The organism is Ramlibacter sp., from assembly GCF_028291745.1.
GTDB lineage: Bacteria > Pseudomonadota > Gammaproteobacteria > Burkholderiales > Burkholderiaceae_C > Ramlibacter.
On record NZ_JAQGNQ010000066.1, the window covers coordinates 102,774 to 122,719 of the forward strand.

The window sequence follows — 19,946 nt, forward strand, 5'->3', positions numbered from 1 at the left end:
TCCCGGCCGATGCACTGGGACCTCTTTTGCAAGGTGATCGACAACCACGGCGACGCCGGCGTGTGCTGGCGCGTCGCCGCGGAACTCGCTGGCCGCGGCGAGCCCGTGCGCCTGTGGATCGACGAGCCCGCCATGTTGCGCTGGATGGCGCCGCAAGGCGCGGCCAACGTGCAGGTGATCGCGTGGCAGGAGCCCTTGCCCGACGCCGTGCCCGGGCAGGTCGTGATCGAAGCTTTCGGCTGCGATCCGCCGCCGGCCTTCGTCGCACGCATGGCGGCGGCAAAGCGGCCACCCGTGTGGCTGAACCTGGAATACCTCTCGGCCGAGAGCTTTGTCGAGCGCAACCACCGCCTGCCTTCGCCGGTGATGCACGGGCCGGGGGCCGGACTGGTCAAGCATTTCTTCTATCCGGGCTTCACCCCGCGTACCGGCGGTCTCCTGCGCGAGCGGGACTTCACCGAACGGCGCGCGCGCTTCGACCGCGCCGCGTGGTTGCGGGCACGCGGCATCGCCCCCGCTGCCGGCGACCGGATCATCAGCCTGTTCTGCTATGAGCCGGCGCTGCTGCCGCAGCTGCTGGAGGATCTGGCCGCTGGCCCGGACGCCACGCACTTGCTGGTGACCGCCGGCCGCGCCACCCGCTTCCTGCAGGGGCTCGGCGTCCAGGATGCCGGCCGCCTGCGACTGCACTTCCTGCCTTGGCTGACCCAGCGTGAATACGACGAACTGCTGTGGTCCTGCGACCTCAACTTCGTGCGGGGCGAGGACTCGCTGGCGCGCGGTCTGCTGGCGAGCGTGCCCGCGGTGTGGCAGATCTATCCCCAGGACGACGCGGCGCATCACGACAAGCTCGACGCCTTCCTGCGGTGGCTGCAGCCGCCGCCGGATCTGCGTGACTTTTTCCTGAAGTGGAACGGCGTGGCGACGGGCCGCCTGCCGCCCCTGGACCTCGCCGGCTGGGCGCCCACCGCCCACGTGGCAGGGCAAAAAGCCCATGCCCTTCCGGAGCTCGGGGCCGAACTGGTGCGCTTTGCGGTCGCGCAGTAGAATATAGAGCTTTGCGCTTCGGGCTTCGTGCCAGACGACGCGCAACACTCGCCGCCACCCGCACAGCCAGCACATTGCTCTTGCGCGCGCAGCGGCTTCTCATCGAAGACACCGTCATGAAAATCGCTCAAGAAATCCGCGCCGGCAACGTGATCATGTACACCGCCCAGCCGTGGGTCGTGCTCAAGACCGAATACAGCCGCGGGGGCCGCAATTCCGCCACCGTGCGGATGAAGCTCAAGTCGCTGCTGAACAACCAGGGCACGGAAACCGTGTTCAAGGCCGACGACAAGATGGACCAGGTCATCCTGGACAAGAAGGACTGCACGTACTCGTACTTCGCCGACCCGATGTACGTCTGGATGGACGCCGAGTACAACCAGTACGAAGTCGAAGCTGACAACATGGGCGACGCGCTGAACTACCTCGAAGACGGCATGCCCGCCGAAGTGGTGTTCTACGAAGGCAAGGCCATCTCGGTGGAAATCCCCACCAGCGTCGAGCGCGAGATCACCTGGACCGAGCCGGCCGTCAAGGGCGACACCTCGGGCAAGGTGCTCAAGCCCGCCAAGCTCGCCACCGGCTACGAGATCGGCGTGCCGATCTTCGTGGCCCAGGGCGACAAGGTCGAAATCGACACCCGCACCGGCGAATACCGCCGTCGCGTCTGAGGCATCAGCGCTCCGGCCAGGGCTCCGCAAGGAGCCTTTTTCTTTGGCCATGACTGCTTTCGACTTCGACCTCGCCCGCATCGTCGCTCCCTTTCGCATGCAGCCCGGCCTGCAGCGACTGGCGCCGGGCACGCCGCAGCTGACGCCACTGGCCGCGGGCAGCGCGTTGTGGCACGAGAAAAAGCGGGTGCACGATGCGGGCGCGAGTCGGCTCGTGGTGCCGCGATTCGATGCACGCCCGGCGACTGAGGCGATCCTCGCCCAGGCGCGGGACCAAGGCATGGATTGCAGCGAGCCGATCGAGCTGGCCTGCGAGGAAGACTTTGCCGTGCTCGATGGCGCCAGCACCACCCTGCCCTGGCTGTGCGTGTGCGTGCCCTCGCACTGGGCGCCCGAGGAAAAGCTGGGACAGCCCTTTGCCGCGGTGCATGCGCCGGTCGCAGACAAGCAGGCGCTGCTGGCGGCCAGCCGGCAACTGGTGACGCTGGTGACCTCGGGCGAACGCTTCGAGCGTTTCGTCTGGACGGTGTCGCCCAGCGGCCGCCACGACCAGCATCCGCTGCGCCATGCCCGCACGCCGTGGCCGGCCACGCAGGACCAGCAAGGATTCGCGCAGCAATGCTTCCTGCGGGCCGAGCGCCAGACCTTTTTCCCCGTGGCGGGTACGTCCGGGCAGGCGGTGTTCACGATTCGGGTGATGCTGCGGCCGCTGACGGAGGCGGTGACGCGCCGTGACGATGCGCAGCGGCTGCACGCTGCACTCGCCTCGATGAGCGATGCCGTGCTGGCCTACAAGGGGCTGGCGCCGGCGCGGGAGCGGCTGCTGGCGTGGCTGGCCGACGGCGTGTGATTGCGGACTGCACGGTGGTGTGCGCTGCGCGCATCCCACCCTACGGTTCCGTGCGGCGCGGTGAGTCTTGTAGGGTGGGATGCGCGCAGCGCACACCACCATTGCGCCTCACGCCGTCCGCGTCAGCACCCAGACGAGCACGGCCAGCACGATCAGCGCCGTCCCGACCACCGCCGTCCACAGCATCGGATGGACCGCGCTCGTGCCCGCCTGCGAGCGCCCGGCCAGAGGCTCGCTGCCCGGCCAGGGCGCGGCATGGGGCAGGCTTTCGGCCAGTTCGCCGGCGGACTCGGGCTGTTGCAGGTCGAGGCTCAATCGCTGCAGCGCCGGATGCTCGGGCGTGCGCACCCACAGGTCCACGACGGTGCCGTGCAAGCGCGCATGGGCGATGTCCAGCAGGGGAAACTTCACGCGGTCCTCGCGCCAGCCCAGCCCTTCGCGAAAGCGGCCCGAGATCCGCAGCGCCTGGGTCTGCACGCGGACTTCGACTTCGCCCTTGAACGGCGGCACGCGGTAGCCGCCGCTCTCGAGCGTCAGCACCGTCGCGGTGTAGATGCCGTGCACGACCGAGCGGCCCGCCGCTGGCGCCTGGCCCGCGTCGCCGCTCATGACGAAGCCGCCGTCGGCGGCCTGCCCCTGGCGGACCAGCTCGGCGACGGTGAGCTGTACGCCATCGGCGCCGACCAGCACGTCGGCCGCCGCCAGCGCCTTCTTCACCTTCATGCCGACGATCGTCCGCCGGTCGAAGGGACCGAGCTTGCGACCTTCATGCACGACGTGATACACCGGATTCTCCACCGCGCCTCCCATCGATTGCCGTCGAGGATAGCGGCATTCCTCAGCGGCATCGAGTCCGGCAGGGGGCGGAATCCGGCCACAATGGGCGTTATGTCTTCGACCCGCAACATCCACGACCGGCGCCTGGCCGATGCCTGGGCCACCATCAAGTCCCACTCCGACGCCGGCCTGCCGCTCGACCCCGACGCCAATCGCCTCGCGTTCGCCGATCCCGAATTCATGCTGCGCCGCGAGACGCGCGGCATCCGCATGCAGCTGGAGCTGCTCAAGCCGGACCTCGAACAGCAGGTCCATGGCATCGAGAACACCATCGTGGTGTTCGGCAGCGCGCGCTTTCGCGACCAGGCCAGCGCCGACGAACTGGTGAAGCAGGCGGAGACCGCGCCGCAACCGGTGCCCGCCGACGCGGGCGGCGAAACCGGCCCGGCGCCGGTGGACGCCCGCCGCGCCCGCGCGCTGGCCCGCAACGCGCACTACTACGAGAAAGCCCGTGCCTTCGGCCGCCTGGTCGCCGAGTACAGCGCGCCCAAGGAGGCGCGCGACAAGCTGTTCGTCTGCACCGGCGGCGGCCCCGGCATCATGGAAGCGGCCAACCGCGGCGCCTGCGAGGCCCACGGCGTGAGCGTCGGCCTGTCGATCGCGCTGCCGATGGAAGAAGCGGCCAACGAGTACGTCACGCCCGCTCTGTCCTTCAAGTTCCACTACTTCGCGATCCGCAAGATGCATTTCATGATGCGTGCGAAGGCGCTGCTGGCCTTCCCCGGCGGCTTCGGCACCCTGGACGAACTGTTCGAGGTGATCACGCTCGTGCAGACGCGCAAGGCGCGCCAGGTGCCGATCGTGCTGTTCGGCTCGGACTACTGGAAGCGGCTGATCAACTTCGACATGCTGGTCGACGAAGGCGTGATCTCGCCGGCCGACCTCGACCTGTTCCAGTTCGCCGACGACCCGCAGGTCGCCTGGGACATCATCCGGACGTTCTATCGTCTCTGAGGCCCAGCGCCAGCCGCGTGCCGGCGCCCACGGTGGCGGCGACGGTCCAGAACACCGCGCTCACACCCACCAGCGCGCCAGCGGCGCCGAACAGCATCGGCATGGCGACGCTCGAGGCGTTGATCATCATCAGCCGCATGCCCACGGCCTCGCCGTGGCGGTGCTCGGGCGTGATCTGGTGCAGCATGCTCATGACCATGGGCTGCACCATGCCCAGCGCGAACCCGAGCAGGATCGAACAGATCCCCATCGTGACTGCCGTGTGCATGAACGGGTACACGGCGTAGATCAGCGCCGTGGCCACCATGGCGGCGACGATCAGCACCCATTCGTGCACGCGCGCCGCCAGGATCGGCAGGCCGACGCGGATCAAGGCGGCCGCGGCGGCAAACGCACCGAGGATGCTGCCGATCACCGACGCCGACAGGCCGCGTTCGTGCCCCAGCACCGGCACGACGAAGGTGTGCACGTCCCAGGCCGCGGAGAGAAACCAGTTCACCAGCAGCAGGCGGCGGAACATCGGGTCGCGCCACAGGTCCCAGGCGCGGCTGGCGTGCGCGGACGTGGGGCGCTCGGGCAAGGGCTCTTCATGCGCCTTGCGGATGAAGGCCCAGGCCAGCAGCGGCAGCAGCGCCATCAGCAGGAAGGCAGCGCGAAAGCCCGCATGGTCGATCAGCAGGCCCGCGCTGAAGGGGCCGACGAAGTTGGAGAACGCCGGCCCGATCGACAGCCACGAGAACGCCTGCTTCAGCTCGCTCGGCGTATGCGCCGCGCGCCCGACGTGGCGCTGCAGCGCGATCACCGCGCTGCCCGTCGCTCCGCCCGTGAGCAAGGCACTGAGGCACAGCACCGGGAAGGTCGGAAACGCGACGGCGATCGCGCCGCCGAGAACGGCGGCGACGACGCTCAGGCGCACCGGCTTCTTCAGTCCATGGCGGTCGGCATACCGGCCGGCGGGCAGCGCCAGGAAGACCTGCGTGAGCGCGAACAGCGCCAGCAGCATGCCGACGGCCACGTCGCTGTAACCCTGTTGCAGCGCCATGAGGGGCGCGGCCATCCGCATGCCCGCCATGCACGCGTGCAGGAAGACGTGGCCCGTGATCAGGCGGGCGAGTTCGCGCCTCGGGCTGCGCGCTTCAGGGGAGCTGGTCGTCACTCGCATCTTCGGCCGGCGGCAGCAGGCCCTGCGCCTGGGTTTCGGGCAGCGCCTCGATGTCCTTGAGGACGCGCCGCATCATCTTGGTCCGGGTGTCGGCCCGGTCGACCGTGTCGGCGGCCTTCTGCACCTGCTCCTTGATGCGGGCCACCCATTCGCCGTAGCGCTCGAACTCGGTCTTGACCGCGCCCAGCACCTTCCACACTTCGGATGCCTGCTGCTCCAGCGCCAGCGTGCGAAACCCCATGTGCAGGCTGTTCAACATCGCCAGCAGCGTGGTCGGTCCGGCCAGCGTGACGCGGTAGTCCCGCTGCACCTTGTCCATCAGGCCGGGGCGGCGCAACACCTCCGCATAGAGGCTCTCGATCGGCAGGAACAGGATCGCGAAGTCGGTGGTGTGCGGCGGGGACAGGTAGGACTCGCAGATCGACTTCGCCTCCTCACGGATGCGCACCTCCAGCGCGCGGCCGGCACTGTCGACGCCGGCCGCATCGGCGCGGTCGTGCGCGTCCAGCAGGCGCTCGTAGTCGTCCCGCGGAAACTTCGCGTCGATCGGCAGCCATACCGGCGTGCCGTCGGCGCTGCGGCCGGGAAAGCGCACGGCAAAGTCCACGCGCTGGTTGCTGCGCGGCTTGGTTTCCACCTGCTTGCCGTATTGCTCCGGCGTCAGCACCTGTTCCAGCAAGGCTTCGAGCTGCACCTCGCCGAAGATGCCGCGCGTCTTGACGTTGGTCAGCACGCGCTGCAAGTCGCCCACGCCCTTGGCCAGCGTTTGCATCTGGCCAAGGCCCTGGTGCACCTGCTCCAGCCGCTCGGCGACCTGGCGGAAGCTTTCACCCAGGCGCGTCTCCAGGGTGGTCTGCAGCTTCTCGTCGACGGTGCGGCGCATCTCCTCGAGCTTGGCGACGTTGGTCTGCTGCAGGGACGCGAGCTGCGTCTCCAGGGTCGTGCGCACTTCGGAAAGGCGCCGCGCATTCGCCTCGCTGAGCGACTGCAATTGCACGGCCAGCGTGTCGGCCAGCGTCTTCTGCAGCAGGCCAAGCTGCTGCGAGAAGGCATCGATCTGCGTGTTCTGCGTGCGCGTGGCCTCGGCGCTTTGCCGCACCACCGCGTCCTGGAAGGTGGCCAGCGTGTTCATCAGCTCGGTGCGTACGCCGCGGGCACTGTCGCCGATTTCGCGCCGCAGTTCGCGCTCGACCCGCTCGGTCGCGGCCAGCAACTCGGCGCGGCCGCCGTCGGACACCGGCGGTCTGCGCAGCAGCAGGATGAGCAGCAGCACGACGCTGGCCAACGCCAGCGCCATCAGGATCCAGAGTTCCACTAGGCGAGAACGTCCGGGTTGAGCGGTGTCACCGGCTTGCCGTGCACCAGGAAGCCGATCAGGTTGTCGGCGGCCAGGTCGGCCATCGCGCGACGGGTGCGCACGGTGGCACTGGCGATGTGCGGGGTGAGGACGACGTTGGGCACCGTCAGCAGGTCGGGATGCACCTTGGGCTCGCCCTCGAACACGTCGAGGCCCGCGGCGGCGATGCGCTGCTCGCGCAGGGCCTGGGCCAGCGCCGCGTCGTCGACGATGCCGCCGCGCGCGATGTTGACCAGCGTGGCCGTGGGCTTCATCTGCGCGAGCTCCGCGCTGCCGATCGCGTGGTGCGACTCGGCGGAATACGGCAGCACCAGCACCAGGTGGTCGGCAGTCCTGAGCAGTTCCTCCTTGCCCACGTAGCGCGCCTTGCACGCGACCTCGAGCTCGGGGGTCAGCCGCGAGCGGTTGTGATAGATCACGTTCATGCCGAAGCCATGGGCACCGCGCCGCGCGATGCCCTGGCCGATGCGTCCCATGCCCAGGATGCCCAGCGTGCTGCCGTGCACCTCGGCGCCGGCAAACATGTCGAAGCTCCACTTGGTCCACTTGCCGGCGCGCAGGTAATGCTCGCTCTCGGCGATGCGCCGGGCGGTGGCCATCAGCAGCGCGAAGCCGAAGTCGGCCGTCGTCTCGGTCAGCACGTCGGGCGTGTTGGTGCCCAGCACCTTGCGCGCGCTCATCGCCGGCAGGTCGAAGTTGTTGTAGCCCACGGCCATGTTGGCGCAGACCTTCAGGTCGGTGCACGCCGCCAGCACGTCGGCGTCGATGCGCTCGGTGCCGGTGGTGAAGGCGCCGGCCTTGCCCTGCAGGCGGGCGACCAGGTCCTGCCGGCTCCAGGCGGCGTCGGCCTGGTTGTGCTCCACCTCGAAGTGCTGTTCGAGGCGGGCCAGGGTTTCCGGGAACACGGCCCGGGCGACGAGGATGCGGGGTTTGGGGTTCATGGCTTGCGGTGCGGAAGGGATTCGACAGGGGCTGGGGCTTCGACCGAGGGAGCGGAGAGTTTGCGGGCCGCCGGCTCGTCGGGCGCCCAGCCCAGGAGCAGCATCATCGCCGCAAAACCCAGCAGGTAAGCGACGACGACATGCCAGCCACCCTTCAGCCAGCCGAGGACGGACCGGCCTTCGGGGTACATGGTGCACAGGGCGACGCCCGCGGAGGAGCCGAACCAGACCATCGAGCCGCCGAAGCCGACGGCGAAAGCCAGGAAGCCCCAGTCATGGCCGCCCTGGCGCAGCGCGAGCGCGGTGAGCGGGATGTTGTCGAACACCGCGCTGATGAAGCCCAGGCCGAGGGCGCTGGCCCAGGACGCGGCGGGCAGCGCCTTGACCGGCATCATCGCCGCGCACAGCACCAGCGACAGCAGGAAGAGGCTGCCCCGCAGCGCGCCCGGCAGCAGGTGCCAGCTGGGCGCCCGCCAGCCGGCTGTGGCGAGCAACGCGACCCACACCGACAGGCCGATCACCGGCCAGTGCGCCAGCAGTTCGGGGTGGCGCAGGTTCAGGTCGATGTTGGTGGCGATCGCGGCCAGCAGCATCAGCGCCACGACGGCGAGCCGCGCAAAGTCGACGCGCACCGCGCGCGGCGGCTCCCGCATGATCGGCTGGTAGGCCTGTTGCTGCCGCGCCGCGATGCCGGCGAAAAAGAGCAGCGCGATCGCGCCCCCGACGTAGGCCTCGAACACCTGCTTCGGCCGCACGCCGGCAATCCACATCATCGTGGTCGTGGTGTCGCCCACCACGCTGCCCGCGCCGCCCGCGTTGCTGGCCGCGACGATCGCCGCCAGAAAGCCGATGTGCACCCGGCCGCGATAGAGCACGTGCGCCATCGCGCCGCCGATCATGGCGGCGGCGATGTTGTCGAGGAAGCTGGAGATCAGCGCGATCAGCAGCAGCAGCACGAAGCCGCCACGCCAGTCGTCGGGCAGGATGCGCGGCAGCAGTTCGGTCATGCGGCTGCGCTCGAAGTGGTCCGCGAGCAGCGCAAAGCCAAGCAGCAGCCCGAGCAGATTGGCCAGCGTCACCCATTCGTGACCGAGCAGGTGGACCAGGCCACGCGCGCCGCGCTCGCCAGCGAAGTCGCCGAACAGGAGCTTGTAGAGCGCGATGGCCACCATGCCGCTCACCGCCACCGCCAGCGTGTGGTGGTGCAACAGCGCGACGCCCAGCAAGGTGAATGCGAACAGGACGAAGTCGATCGGGATGCCGGCGAGGCTCACGGGGGCGCCTGGTTTTTCTTGGGGCGACCGCGCGATTATCGCGGCTAGCCCGGCCGTCATCCCCTGTTGCTCGGCCGGGCTGTCGGTGCGCACCTACGGGACGTGGACAGGGTTTCCTACCCGGGCGTCAAGCTGGGCGGCACGATCATCGAGCCGATTGGCACAACGGGACACGCACATGAACCAGGATCGCATCCAGGGTCGCTGGAAGCAATTGAAGGGCAAGGTCAAGGAACAGTGGGGCCAGCTGACCGAGGACGACCTCGACGTGATCGCCGGCCGGCGCGACCAGCTGCTCGGACGCATCCAGCAACGCCATGGCCTGGCACGCGACGAGGCCGACCGGCAGCTGACCGACTGGGAAGGCCGCAACCCGGAGTTCCGCCTCGACGAGGGCGGCAGCGCCAACGACAGCCCCCGCTGACAGGAGAAAAGACACCATGTGGATCCGACTCGCGTGCACATTCCTCCTGGCCGGCGCCGGCGCTGCCCATGCCCTGCCCCTGGTGGACCAGGCGCTCACCCGCGACGACGTGAAGGCGCAGAAGGTGCGCATCGAGGAACAGTACGACCAGGCCCAGACGCGCTGCCGGCGCGTGCAGGGCCATGCCCGCGAGCTGTGCAACGAACGGGCCCGCGGCGAACGAGACATCCAGCAGGCCGAGCTGCAGCTGCAGGCGGAGCCCACGGGTGACAACGACCAGAAGCTGCGCACCGCCCGCGCCGAGGCGGCTTATTCGCTGGCACTGGTGCGCTGCAAGGACTTCGACGGCCAGGCGCGCGGGGTCTGCCGCGATGACGCCAAGTCGGTGTTCAACGAGGCCAAGGCCGAGGCGAAGCTGCAGCGCGAAGTGTCCGAGCAGGAGCTGCGTTCCGCGGTCACGGTCCGGGACCGCACCGCGCAGCAGGAGCGAGTGGCCGAGACCGAATTCAACGCGGCCCGCGAGCGCTGCGAAGTGCTGCCCGGCGAAGGCCGCGCCAACTGCCTGCTGGACGCCAAGAAGCGCTTCGGCCGCCTCTAGGGCCTGTTCAGGCGCCAAGCGCCCTTACTCGAGCCAGCGGGTGAAGTCCGCGGCGCTCTCGCGCGGGGTGTGGAAGCCGTTCACGGGCGCGGCCAGGTCCGCGTAGCCCAGTGACATGCCGCAGACCAGCATCTCCTCGGCGCCCGCGCCCAGGAGCGGCAGGATGATCTTCGCGAAGCCGTTCCATGCCGCCTGCGGGCAGGTGTGCAGGCCATGGGCGCGCGCGGCCACCATGATGTTCTGCAGGAACATGCCGTAGTCCATGAGCGAGCCGCGTCCGAGCACGCGGTCCATGGTGAACATCAGGCCCACGGGCGCATCGAAGAAGCGGAAGTTGCGCTGGTGCTGCGCATGCATCTTGTCCTTCTCGCCCTTGGCAATGCCCAGCAGTCCATAGAGGCTCCAGCCGTTCTCGCGCCGGCGCTCGATGTAGGGCGAGACCCAGCGCGTGGGGTAGTAGTCGTACTCCTCGCGGTACTCGGTGGCAAGCGCCGGGTCGGCGTGGATCGCGTCGTGCGCGGCACACACCTGGTCGGCCAGCGCGTTGCGCTGTGTGCCCTGCAGCACGTACACGCGCCAGGGCTGCGTGTTGGTGCCCGAGGGCGCGCGGCTCGCAACCGCCAGGATCTCCTCGATGGTCTGCCGCGGCACCGGCCGGTCGCGCAGGAAGGCGCGGCAGGAAAAGCGGCTGGCGATCGCGGCCTCGACGCTGCCGGGATCGGCGACGACCGTCTCCACTTGCGAAGGCCCGCTCACTGCAGCGCCTCCAGCACCGTCTTCAGGCGCTGCGGCAAGGGCGCGGGACGGCGTGTGTGCCGGTCCACGTAGACATGCACGAAGTGGCCCTTGGCCACGGTGAGCGGCTGGTCTTGCAGGAACAGGCCCAGCTCGTAGCGGACGCTGGAGCTGCCGATGCGCGCCACCCGCAGGCCCGCTTGCACGATTTGCGGAAATTGCACCGGCGCGAAGTAGTTGCACTGCGTCTCGACCACCAGGCCGATGGTCTCGCCCTGGTGGATGTCGAGCGCGCCGTGCTCGATCAGGTGCGCATTCACCGCGGTGTCGAACCAGCTGTAGTACACAACGTTGTTCACGTGCCCGTAGGCATCGTTGTCCATCCAGCGCGTGCTGATCGTGCGGAAGGCGCGGTAGCCGGCACGTCCTTCCGGCTGCGGCTTCTCGGAGGTGGCATCGCTCATCGGCCGCGATTGTGCCAGCGGCCGGCATACGCCGCGGCCACCGCGAAGGTGTTGATCTGCACCTGCACCGTGTCCTCCAGCCGGTGACCGTAGCCGCCCGCCATCGCGAAGGCCAGCGGCAGTCCGCGTTGCCAGGCCCAGTCGAAGACGCGCCGGTCGCGCGCCTCGAGGCCGTCCCAGGTGAGCTTCAGGCGACCGAGGCGATCGCCCTCGTGCGGGTCGGCGCCCGCGAGGTAGATCACGAAGGCGGGATCGAAGCGCTGCGACAGCTCGTCGAGCGCCCGCTCCAAGGCCTGCAGGTAGGCGTCGTCCCCGGTGCCATCGGGCAGGTCGACATCGAGGTCGCCGGCCTCCTTGCGGAAGGGAAAATTCTTCTGGCCGTGCAGCGACAGCGTGAAGACGGTGGGATCCTTGCGAAAGATGAAGGCGGTGCCATTGCCCTGGTGCACATCCAGGTCGACGATGGCCACGCGCAGCGGCTCGCGCTGTCGCCGCGCGTGCTCGGCCTGCATCAATCGGGTGGCGACAGCGGCATCATTGAAGACGCAGAAGCCGCCGCCCCGGTCGGGATAGGCATGGTGGGTGCCGCCCGCGATGTTGGCCGCCACGCCCTCGGCCAAGGCCGCGCGGCACGCGGCGATGGTGGCGCCCACGGAGCGGCGCGCGCGCTCCGCCATCGCTGTGCTCCAGGGGAAGCCGATCTCGCGCATCACCTTGGGGTCTACCGTGCCGTCGGCAATCGCTTGGATGTAGGCTGGTGTGTGGACGAGCGCCAGTTCGCCGTCGGAAGCCGACGGCGCCGGGACGAGGCGGATCTCGGGCAACTCGGCCGCAAGCCGATCGCGCAGCAGCCGGTACTTGCCCATCGGAAAACGATGGCCTGTCGGCAGCGGAAGCACGAACTGATCCGTGTAGAAGACCTGCATGCGCTGCATTCTCCCGCGCTGACGAAGGACCGCGCGGCTGCGCCGCTTGATGGCGAACGACAAGGAATCCTTGGTCATTCGCCATTCGTCATCCAGCGCAGCGAGTCATCGTGCACAGCACATTGGTGCGATGCAACAAAAACGCTTGCAATGACGCGAGACGCCCTTATACTTCTCTCATGCTGCACTGCAACATGGTCGGATGAACCACAGCGCAGACGGAAGTAGCCCTCGCCACACCCTTTGACTGAACCGGAGATTCCCCATGCTGACCGCTGAACAACTCATTGCCGCCCAGAAGTCCAACCTCGAAACCCTGTTTGGCCTGACCACCAAGGCCTTCGAAGGCGTCGAGAAGCTCGTCGAGCTGAACGTCACCGCCTCCAAGCTCGCCCTGGAAGAAGCTGCCGAAACCACCCAGAGCATGCTGGGTGTCAAGGACGCGCAGGAACTGATGGCCCTGCAGGCTGCCCTGTTCCAGCCGATGGCCGAGAAGACCGCCGCCTACAGCCGTCACCTGTACGACATCGCCGCCGGCACCGGCGCCGAGTTCGGCAAGCAGTTCGAAGGCCAGGTCGCCGAAGCCCAGAAGAAGTTCCTGGCCGTGGTCGACACCGCCGCCAAGAACGCGCCCGCCGGTTCCGAGACCGCCGTCGCCGTCTTCAAGAGCGCCGTTGCCGCCGGCAACAACGCCCTGGAGTCCGTGCAGAAGGCTGTCAAGCAAGCCTCCGACGTCGCCGAAGCCAATTTCAACGCCGTCGCCAACACCGCGATGAACGCCAGCAAGGCCCCCGCCAAGACCAAGCGCGCCGCCTGATCTTGATTGCGGGTTCCTGACGCCACATCGCGTGGCTCAGGAACTCCGCGGACAAAGCTGACCTCTATCGGTACTCCCCTTCGGTGGAAGGCGAGTTCTTCAGGTTGTCTCCTCGGGTCCTTCGACACCTTCGGAGGTTCAGGATCCATTGGCCCCCGGTCGCAAGTTCGGGGGCTTTTTTCATGGCGCGTGCGCCTTGGCCTCCAGCGCGGCCTTCAGCTGCGGCAGCATGGCGCGCATCGCGTTGCGGCCGGCCTCGATGGCGCGCCGCTTGCCCGTGAAATCACCGCTGCCCATGCCCACGAGGGCGGGACGCACGACCACGTCGGCGTCCTTGAGTTCCCAGCTGTTGATGCTCTTGCCCATGATCGCGAAGGTCTGCAGCAGGATCTGCAGCGGATCGCCCGAGGGATTGCCTTCGGGCGCGCTGGAGATGTCGACCGCGATCACCACCTCCGCGCCCATCTGCCGCGCATAGCGCACCGGCACCGGCGAGACCAGTCCGCCATCGACGTATTCCTGGCCACCGATCTTCACGGGCAGGAACACCGCGGGCACGGCGCTCGAAGCCCGCACCGCGGTGCCGGTGTCGCCGCGGCGAAACAGCACGCCCTGGCCGGACTTGAGGTCGGTCGCCACCACGCCCAGGGGCAGCGCCATGTTCTCGATCAGGCGGTGATTGACCTGGTTGTCGACGTAGCGCCCCAATGCTTCGCCACGCAGCACGCCTCGGTTGAACAGGGGCAGTGTCCAGTCGGCAAAGGCCGCCTCGTCCATCTCCATGGCCACCGCCTGCAGCTGCTGGCCATTGCGGCCGCTCGCGTACAGCGCCGCGACCAGGCTGCCGGCCGAGGTGCCGACCACCAGGTTGGGCCGGATGCCCGCTTCCTCCAGCACCTGGATCACGCCGACATGCGCGAAGCCGCGCGCCGCGCCTCCGCCCAAGGCCAGGCCGATGCGCGGCGGCACCTTGGGAACGACCACCGCAGGCGGTGACATCGTGATCGGGGCAGCGGGCGGCGGCGGCGGTGTGCTCGCGCAGCCGGCCATCAGCGCGGCGAGCAGCAGTGCGTGCAGGCGCCAGGCACCTTGGGGCCAAAGGGAGGGATTCTTTTTCGTTTCGTCGTTCATGCATGGACCGGGCGCCAGCCAGGCGCCGCGCAGGCCGCTATTCTGGCGCGGCCCGCGGCCTCGCCCATAATTGCCGCTTACGCCAACGGCACGCAGGAGTGGAAGAGATGGACATTCGAGGCAAGGTCTTCATCGTCACCGGCGGCGCGTCGGGGCTGGGCGAAGGCACGGCGCGCATGCTGGCGGCCGAGGGCGGCAAGGTGGTCGTAGCCGACATGCAGGCCGACAAGGGCGAACAGGTCGCGCGCGAGATCGGCGGCGCCTTCGTCAAGTGCGACGTCAGCCAGGAAGCCGACGCGCAAGCGGTGGTCGCCCGGGCCGTCTCGCTGGGCAAGCTGATGGGTCTGGTCAACTGCGCCGGCATCGCGCCGGCGGAAAAGACCGTCGGCAAGAACGGCGCCCACAAGCTGGACGTGTTCACCCGCACGATCATGGTCAACCTGGTGGGCAGCTTCAACATGATCCGCCTCGCGGCCGACGCCATGGCGAAGAACGAGCCCGAGTCCACGGGCGAGCGCGGCTGCATGATTTCGACGGCCTCGGTCGCGGCTTACGACGGCCAGATCGGCCAGGCCGCGTACAGCGCCTCCAAGGGCGGCGTGGTCGGCATGACCTTGCCGATCGCCCGCGACCTGGCGCGCAACGGGATCCGCAACATGACGATCGCCCCCGGCATCTTCGGCACGCCCATGCTGTTCGGCATGCCGCAGGAAGTGCAGGACGCGCTGGCCGCCAGCGTGCCCTTCCCTTCGCGCCTGGGCACGCCGCAGGATTACGCCAAGCTCGCGAAGCACATCTTCGAGAACGACATGCTCAATGGCGAGGTGATCCGGCTCGATGGAGCGATCCGGCTGGCGCCACGGTGAACGCACGAGGCGAACGGACCAAACATGTCATTGCGGGCTTGACCCGCAATCCACGACGGCGCCCACACCACCGCCGCATGGATCCCGGGGCTAGCCCGGGATGACATCCGTCAGCCCGGGATGACCTCCATTACGCCCGCGATGACAGCTTGGCGGCCGGCACCGGCTCCGTCTCCTTGCCCTCCACCTTGCGCCCGATCCGCTCGTACTCCGAGATCACCTGCGCCCCCAGCAACAGCAGCGTCGCCGCCAGCTCGAGGCTGAACAACACGATGATGGCCGTCGTGAGCGAGCCATACACCACGCTGACCTGCGAGAGCGTCGCGAAGTACCACACCAGCACCCGGCGCGTGATCTCCCACAGCAGCGCTGCCGTGATGCCGCCGATCAGCGCATGCCGCCACGAGATGCGGCCCACCGGCATCACCATGTACACGGAGGTGAGCACGAAAACCTCGCCCAGCAATCCCAGCAGGTACAGCAATACGCCCGACACCCCGTGCAGCGACCAGTCGCGCCCGAGGAAATACACGCTGTCCTCGCCCATGGCCTCGATGCTGCCCGAGACCAGCGTCATCACCAGCAGCCCGAAGCCGAGCAGCAGGATGTAGCAGTAGGGCAGCAGCGCGGACACCACAAAGCGGCGGCGCTTGAATTCGAAGCGGTGCAGGAAGATCACCGACATGGCTTTTTCCAGCACCGTGAAGGCCAGCGAGCTGAAGAACAGCATCGTCACCAGCAGCAGCCAGCCGATCACCTCGCGGTGGGCGACGAAGTTGGACAGCTCCGCGACGATCGCCTTCGACTGGCCCGGCATCAGCCACTCCAGGTAGTGGCCCAGGGTCTGCAGCAGTTCGCGCTGGTCCACGATGTGCGACAGCGCGATCACGGCCAGGATCAGCAGCGGCACCACCGACAGCAGCGCGTAATAAGCCACGGCGCCCGCCAGCAGCAGGCCCTGGTTGGCCTGGAAGCTCTGGAACACCCGGCGCGCGAAGGTGCCGGGATGCGCCATCACCCAGGCGCTGGCAGGACTCAGCACTCTCATGCGGCCGAGTATGCCTGCGGGCTCGCGCGGCGGGGGCTGCCGCTGCCCGGCTTCAAACATCGATCGCCGCCGCCGATCCGGCCTGCCGGCGCAGCTCGAACTTCTGGATCTTGCCGGTCGAGGTCTTCGGCAGTTCGCCGAACACCACCGCGCGCGGCACCTTGAAGCCGGCCAGGTGCTGGCGGCAATGCGCGACGATCTCCTGCGGCGTGACGCTGGCTCCCGCCTTCAGCTCGACGAAGGCACAGGGCGTCTCGCCCCATTTCGCGTCCGGCCTGGCGACGACCGCGGCGGCCAGCACCTGCGGATGGCGATAGAGCACGTCCTCGACCTCGATCGACGAGATGTTCTCCCCGCCCGAGATGATGATGTCCTTGCTGCGGTCCTTGATCTTGATGTAGCCGTCCGGGTACTGCACCGCCAGGTCCCCCGTGTGGAACCAGCCGCCGGCAAAGGCCTCCTGCGTCGCCTGCGCGTTCTTCAGGTAGCCCTTCATCGCGATGTTGCCGCGGAACATGATCTCGCCCATGGTCTCGCCGTCCCAGGGCACCGGCTGCAGCGTCTGCGGATCGAGCACGCGGGCGGCGGTCTGCAGGTGATAGCGCACGCCCTGGCGCGCATTCAGGCGCGCGCGTTCGCCGATCTCCAGCCGGTCCCATTCCGCATGCTTGGCGCACACCGTCGCCGGGCCGTACACCTCGGTCAGCCCGTAGACGTGCGTCAGTTCGAAACCCAGCGCCTCCATCCCTTCGATCAGCGATGCGGGCGGCGCCGCACCGGCCACCATCGCCTTGACGCCGCGCGGCAGCCCCTGCGTCAGCTCACCGGGCGCATTCACCAGCAGGCCGTGCACGATCGGCGCACCGCAGTAATGCGTCACGCCGTGCGCGCGAATCGCGTCGACCATGGCGCGCGCCTCCACCTTGCGCAGGCAGACGTTGACGCCGGCGCGCGCCGCGACCGTCCAGGGGAAACACCAGCCGTTGCAGTGGAACATCGGCAGGGTCCACAGATAGACCGCGTGCTGGGGCATGTCCCATTCGAGGATGTTGGAGATCGCATTGATCGCCGCCCCGCGATGGTGGTAGACCACGCCCTTGGGATTGCCGGTGGTGCCACTCGTGTAGTTCAGGGAGATGGCGTCCCATTCGTCCTGCGGCAGTTCCCAGGCGAACTCCGGGTCGCCGCCGGCCAGGAAGTCCTCGTAGGTGGTGCTGCCGATGCGTTGCGGCACGCCGGCGTACATCGCATCCTCGGCGTCGATCACCAGCAGCGGCCGGCCTTCCTTGCGCAGTGCGATCGCCCGCTGCATCACGCCGGCGAACTCCGGATCGACGATCACGGCCCTGGCCTCGCCGTGCTCCAGCATGAAGGCGACCGCCTCGGGATCGAGCCGCGTGTTCAGCGCATTCAGGACGGCGCCGGCCATTGGAATGCCGAAATGCGCCTCCACCATCGGAGGGGTGTTGGGCAGCATCACGGCTACCGTATCGCCTTTGCCCAGGCCGGCGCGCTGCAGTGCGCTGGCCAGGCGCCGGCAGCGCTCGTAGGTCTGCCGCCAGTTGCGGCGCAGCGATCCGTGGATCACGGCCGTGCGTTGCGGATGAACATCGGCCGCCCGTTCCAGGAAAGAGAGCGGCGACAGCGGCGTGAAGTTCGCCGCGTTCCGGGGCAGGTCCTGGTCGAAGATGCGGGTCATCGCGGTTTCCGTGGGTCTCGATGGCCGCAGAGTAGCCTGATTCCGATCCGGGCAGAATCGGGCGGCAACCCCATCCCTCCTTCCGTGGCCATCCCCCAGAACTTCATCCAGGAACTGCTCGCCCGCGCCGACGTCGTCGAGATCGTCGGCCGTTACGTGCAGCTGAAGAAGACCGGGGCCAATTTCTCCGGGCTGTGCCCCTTCCACGGCGAAAAGACGCCGTCGTTCACGGTCAGCCCGGCCAAGCAGTTCTTCCACTGCTTCGGCTGCGGCAAGAACGGCAATGCCCTCGGCTTCCTGATGGACTATGCCGGCATGGGCTTCGTCGAGGCGGTGAAGGACCTGGCCGGCCAGTACGGCATGCAGGTTCCCGACGACGACATCTCCCCCGCTGAACGCGCCCGGCAGGCGGAGCAGCGCCAGAAGCAGCAGACGCTCTCCGACGTGCTGGAGAAGGCCGGCGATGCCTACCGCAAGCACCTGAAGAATTCGCTGCGCGCCGTCGCCTACTTCAAGGGCCGCGGCCTCTCCGGCGAGATCGCCCGGCAGTTCGGCCTCGGTTATGCGCCCGAGGGCTGGCGCTCGCTGGCCAGCGTGTTCCCCAACTACGACGACCCGCTGCTGGCCGAGAGCGGCCTGGTGATCGTCAACGAGGAGGACCCCGGATCAGGTCCGGGGCAGGCTCGGCGCTACGACCGGTTTCGCGACCGCGTGATGTTCCCGATCCGCAATGTCAAGGGCGAGTGCATCGGCTTCGGCGGGCGGGTGCTGGGCGATGACAAGCCCAAGTACCTGAACTCGCCCGAGACGCCCGTCTTCAGCAAGGGCCGCGAGCTCTATGGCCTGTGGGAGGCGCGCAATGCGCTGCGCGAGCACGGCTTCGTGCTGGTCACCGAGGGCTACATGGACGTGGTCGCGCTGGCGCAGCTCGGGTTTCCCAACGCGGTCGCCACGCTCGGCACGGCCTGCACGCCGGACCATGTGCAAAAGCTGTTTCGCTTCACCGACAGCGTGGTCTTCAGCTTCGACGGCGATGCGGCCGGACGGCGTGCCGCCCGCAAGGCGCTTGATGGCGCCATCCCCTATGCCACCGACGTGCGCAGCGTCAAGTTCCTGTTCCTCCCGGCCGAGCACGACCCCGACAGCTACATCCGCGAGCACGGGCGCGAGGGCTTCGCCAGCTACATCGAACAGGCGGTGCCGCTGTCACGCTTCCTGATCGAGGCCGCGAGCGAAGCTTGCGACCTGAGCAGCGCCGAGGGCCGCGCGCACCTGGCGGCCAACGCCAAGCCCTTGTGGACGCAACTGCCGGAAGGCGCCTTGAAGCGCCAGCTGCTGTCCGAGATCGCCAGCCTGGTGCAGCTTCCGACCGCGGATCTCGGCGAGCTCTGGGAGGGCCAGCGCGCCCGCCCCTCCCGCCGCGAAGCCCCGCCGCCAGAGAGCGACTATCCGGCCGACCCCGGCTATCCGCCCGAGAGCCACTACGCTCCCGAGGGCGCCTACCCGCGGACCGGCGGCTCCCGCAAGGAGGACGGCTGGCGGCGCTCGGGCCGGCCCTGGCGCGAGCGCGAGCAGCGCCCGCCGCAGCCGCCACTGCGCGGCCAGCCCATGAACCGCGGCACGCGGGCGTTGCAGATCCTGTTCACCGAGCCGGCGGCGTGGGAACGGCTCAGCAGCGACGAACACCACCTCTTGTGCGAACTGCCGGCGCCGCACGGCCCGCTGTTCGCCTGGCTCGACAGCCAGCATCATGACCACGGCCCGCAGCCCTGGGCCGCCTTGCGCCAGGCGCTGCAAGGCCACCTGCACGAGCAGTTCGCGATCGCCGAGATCGAGAAGGTGCCGCCGCAGATCGAGAGCGATCCCACCGAACTGGCCGACATCCTGGCCAAGGAAAAGGATCGCCAGCGGCAGCTGGAGATGGACCGACTGGTGGCCGCGGGCCTCATAGATCCGGAAGCTCAGGCACGCTATCGCGCCCTGCTGGACGCGCAGAAACCCGGTGCCAAGCCTTGAATTCGGATGACGACGGTATAATGTAGGGTTGCTAGCGGCAAGAGCGACAGCAGCACCTCCGGACCGGCCAGCCGTGCACACCGTGCGGCGCCCCACAGCGGGCCCAGGCCATATCTCCGCAAGGACTGC

Annotated in this window: 20 protein-coding genes; 9 read left to right on the top strand and 11 right to left on the bottom strand. The window is 68.5% G+C overall.

Annotated elements, in window-relative coordinates:
• The first annotated feature begins 9 nt into the window (after positions 1-9).
• The 3 genes from earP (at position 10) to JWP60_RS11990 (ending at position 2,568) form a co-directional block, all read left to right on the top strand.
• Complete coding sequence (earP, locus tag JWP60_RS11980; protein ID WP_299791116.1) at positions 10-1,047, top strand: elongation factor P maturation arginine rhamnosyltransferase EarP; 1,038 nt, start codon at positions 10-12, stop codon at positions 1,045-1,047.
• Between the two features lie 116 nt (positions 1,048-1,163).
• Positions 1,164-1,718, top strand: a complete 555-nt coding sequence (gene efp / locus JWP60_RS11985) for an elongation factor P (RefSeq protein WP_299791119.1) — start codon at positions 1,164-1,166, stop codon at positions 1,716-1,718.
• Between the two features lie 49 nt (positions 1,719-1,767).
• A complete protein-coding gene (locus JWP60_RS11990) occupies positions 1,768-2,568 on the top strand; it encodes a heme-dependent oxidative N-demethylase subunit alpha family protein (RefSeq protein ID WP_299791218.1) in 801 nt (266 codons plus the stop codon).
• A gap of 108 nt (positions 2,569-2,676) precedes the next feature.
• Here the strand turns inward: JWP60_RS11990 and JWP60_RS11995 are convergent, their stop codons facing one another.
• Positions 2,677-3,366: a hypothetical protein gene (locus JWP60_RS11995; RefSeq protein ID WP_299791122.1), complete on the bottom strand. Its 690-nt coding sequence runs from the start codon at positions 3,364-3,366 to the stop codon at positions 2,677-2,679.
• Positions 3,367-3,456: 90 nt separating this feature from the next.
• Here JWP60_RS11995 and JWP60_RS12000 point away from each other — a divergent pair, with 90 nt between their 5' ends.
• Positions 3,457-4,359, top strand: a complete 903-nt coding sequence (locus tag JWP60_RS12000; RefSeq protein WP_299791125.1) for a TIGR00730 family Rossman fold protein — start codon at positions 3,457-3,459, stop codon at positions 4,357-4,359.
• On the opposite strand, the gene JWP60_RS12005 is transcribed toward JWP60_RS12000, so the two are convergent.
• From JWP60_RS12005 to JWP60_RS12020, 4 genes are read right to left on the bottom strand one after another with little or no spacing between them, the layout of a single operon-like run.
• Positions 4,334-5,515 (bottom strand): MFS transporter, encoded by a 1,182-nt coding sequence (locus tag JWP60_RS12005; protein ID WP_299791128.1) that lies wholly within the window; start codon positions 5,513-5,515, stop codon positions 4,334-4,336. The two genes, JWP60_RS12000 and JWP60_RS12005, sit on opposite strands and share 26 nt — an antisense overlap.
• Entirely contained in the window at positions 5,496-6,836 is a 1,341-nt protein-coding gene (gene rmuC / locus JWP60_RS12010; RefSeq protein WP_299791131.1) for a DNA recombination protein RmuC, read from the bottom strand. Before rmuC ends, JWP60_RS12005 begins: the two co-directional genes overlap by 20 nt.
• A complete protein-coding gene (locus tag JWP60_RS12015) occupies positions 6,836-7,819 on the bottom strand; it encodes a D-glycerate dehydrogenase (protein WP_299791134.1) in 984 nt (327 codons plus the stop codon). Before JWP60_RS12015 ends, rmuC begins: the two co-directional genes overlap by 1 nt.
• Positions 7,816-9,093: a citrate transporter gene (locus JWP60_RS12020; RefSeq protein WP_299791137.1), complete on the bottom strand. Its 1,278-nt coding sequence runs from the start codon at positions 9,091-9,093 to the stop codon at positions 7,816-7,818. The genes JWP60_RS12015 and JWP60_RS12020 overlap by 4 nt, the downstream gene beginning before the upstream one ends.
• 178 nt (positions 9,094-9,271) lie before the next feature.
• On the opposite strand from JWP60_RS12020, the gene JWP60_RS12025 reads away from it, so the two are divergent.
• Both JWP60_RS12025 and JWP60_RS12030 read left to right on the top strand, forming a co-directional pair.
• On the top strand, positions 9,272-9,517 hold the full coding sequence (locus JWP60_RS12025; RefSeq protein ID WP_299791140.1) for a CsbD family protein: 246 nt from the start codon (positions 9,272-9,274) through the stop codon (positions 9,515-9,517).
• A 16-nt stretch (positions 9,518-9,533) separates the two neighbouring features.
• Positions 9,534-10,115 (top strand): hypothetical protein, encoded by a 582-nt coding sequence (locus tag JWP60_RS12030; RefSeq protein WP_299791143.1) that lies wholly within the window; start codon positions 9,534-9,536, stop codon positions 10,113-10,115.
• 24 nt (positions 10,116-10,139) lie between these two features.
• On the opposite strand, the gene JWP60_RS12035 is transcribed toward JWP60_RS12030, so the two are convergent.
• From JWP60_RS12035 to JWP60_RS12045, 3 genes are read right to left on the bottom strand one after another with little or no spacing between them, the layout of a single operon-like run.
• Positions 10,140-10,871 carry a nitroreductase gene (locus tag JWP60_RS12035; RefSeq protein WP_299791146.1) on the bottom strand — a complete coding sequence of 244 codons (732 nt, stop codon included), beginning with the start codon at positions 10,869-10,871 and terminating at the stop codon, positions 10,140-10,142.
• Positions 10,868-11,314, bottom strand: coding sequence for a thioesterase family protein (locus tag JWP60_RS12040; protein ID WP_299791149.1), 447 nt, complete (start codon positions 11,312-11,314; stop codon positions 10,868-10,870). The genes JWP60_RS12035 and JWP60_RS12040 overlap by 4 nt, the downstream gene beginning before the upstream one ends.
• A complete protein-coding gene (locus JWP60_RS12045) occupies positions 11,311-12,240 on the bottom strand; it encodes a histone deacetylase (protein WP_299791152.1) in 930 nt (309 codons plus the stop codon). The genes JWP60_RS12040 and JWP60_RS12045 overlap by 4 nt, the downstream gene beginning before the upstream one ends.
• Positions 12,241-12,505: 265 nt before the next feature.
• On the opposite strand from JWP60_RS12045, the gene JWP60_RS12050 reads away from it, so the two are divergent.
• Positions 12,506-13,057, top strand: coding sequence for a phasin family protein (locus tag JWP60_RS12050; RefSeq protein WP_299791155.1), 552 nt, complete (start codon positions 12,506-12,508; stop codon positions 13,055-13,057).
• A 180-nt stretch (positions 13,058-13,237) separates the two neighbouring features.
• Here JWP60_RS12050 and JWP60_RS12055 read toward each other — a convergent pair whose 3' ends face one another.
• Positions 13,238-14,188 (bottom strand): patatin-like phospholipase family protein, encoded by a 951-nt coding sequence (locus JWP60_RS12055; RefSeq protein WP_299791158.1) that lies wholly within the window; start codon positions 14,186-14,188, stop codon positions 13,238-13,240.
• A gap of 107 nt (positions 14,189-14,295) precedes the next feature.
• Between JWP60_RS12055 and JWP60_RS12060 the strand changes: the two genes are divergently transcribed.
• Positions 14,296-15,054, top strand: a complete 759-nt coding sequence (locus JWP60_RS12060; RefSeq protein WP_299791161.1) for a 3-hydroxyacyl-CoA dehydrogenase — start codon at positions 14,296-14,298, stop codon at positions 15,052-15,054.
• A 130-nt stretch (positions 15,055-15,184) separates the two neighbouring features.
• Here JWP60_RS12060 and JWP60_RS12065 read toward each other — a convergent pair whose 3' ends face one another.
• Entirely contained in the window at positions 15,185-16,102 is a 918-nt protein-coding gene (locus JWP60_RS12065; RefSeq protein ID WP_299791164.1) for a YihY/virulence factor BrkB family protein, read from the bottom strand.
• Positions 16,103-16,154: 52 nt separating this feature from the next.
• Complete coding sequence (locus JWP60_RS12070) at positions 16,155-17,801, bottom strand: acyl-CoA synthetase (RefSeq protein ID WP_299791167.1); 1,647 nt, start codon at positions 17,799-17,801, stop codon at positions 16,155-16,157.
• 84 nt (positions 17,802-17,885) lie between these two features.
• On the opposite strand from JWP60_RS12070, the gene dnaG reads away from it, so the two are divergent.
• On the top strand, positions 17,886-19,817 hold the full coding sequence (dnaG, locus tag JWP60_RS12075; RefSeq protein WP_299791170.1) for a DNA primase: 1,932 nt from the start codon (positions 17,886-17,888) through the stop codon (positions 19,815-19,817).
• Positions 19,818-19,946: the final 129 nt, after the last annotated feature.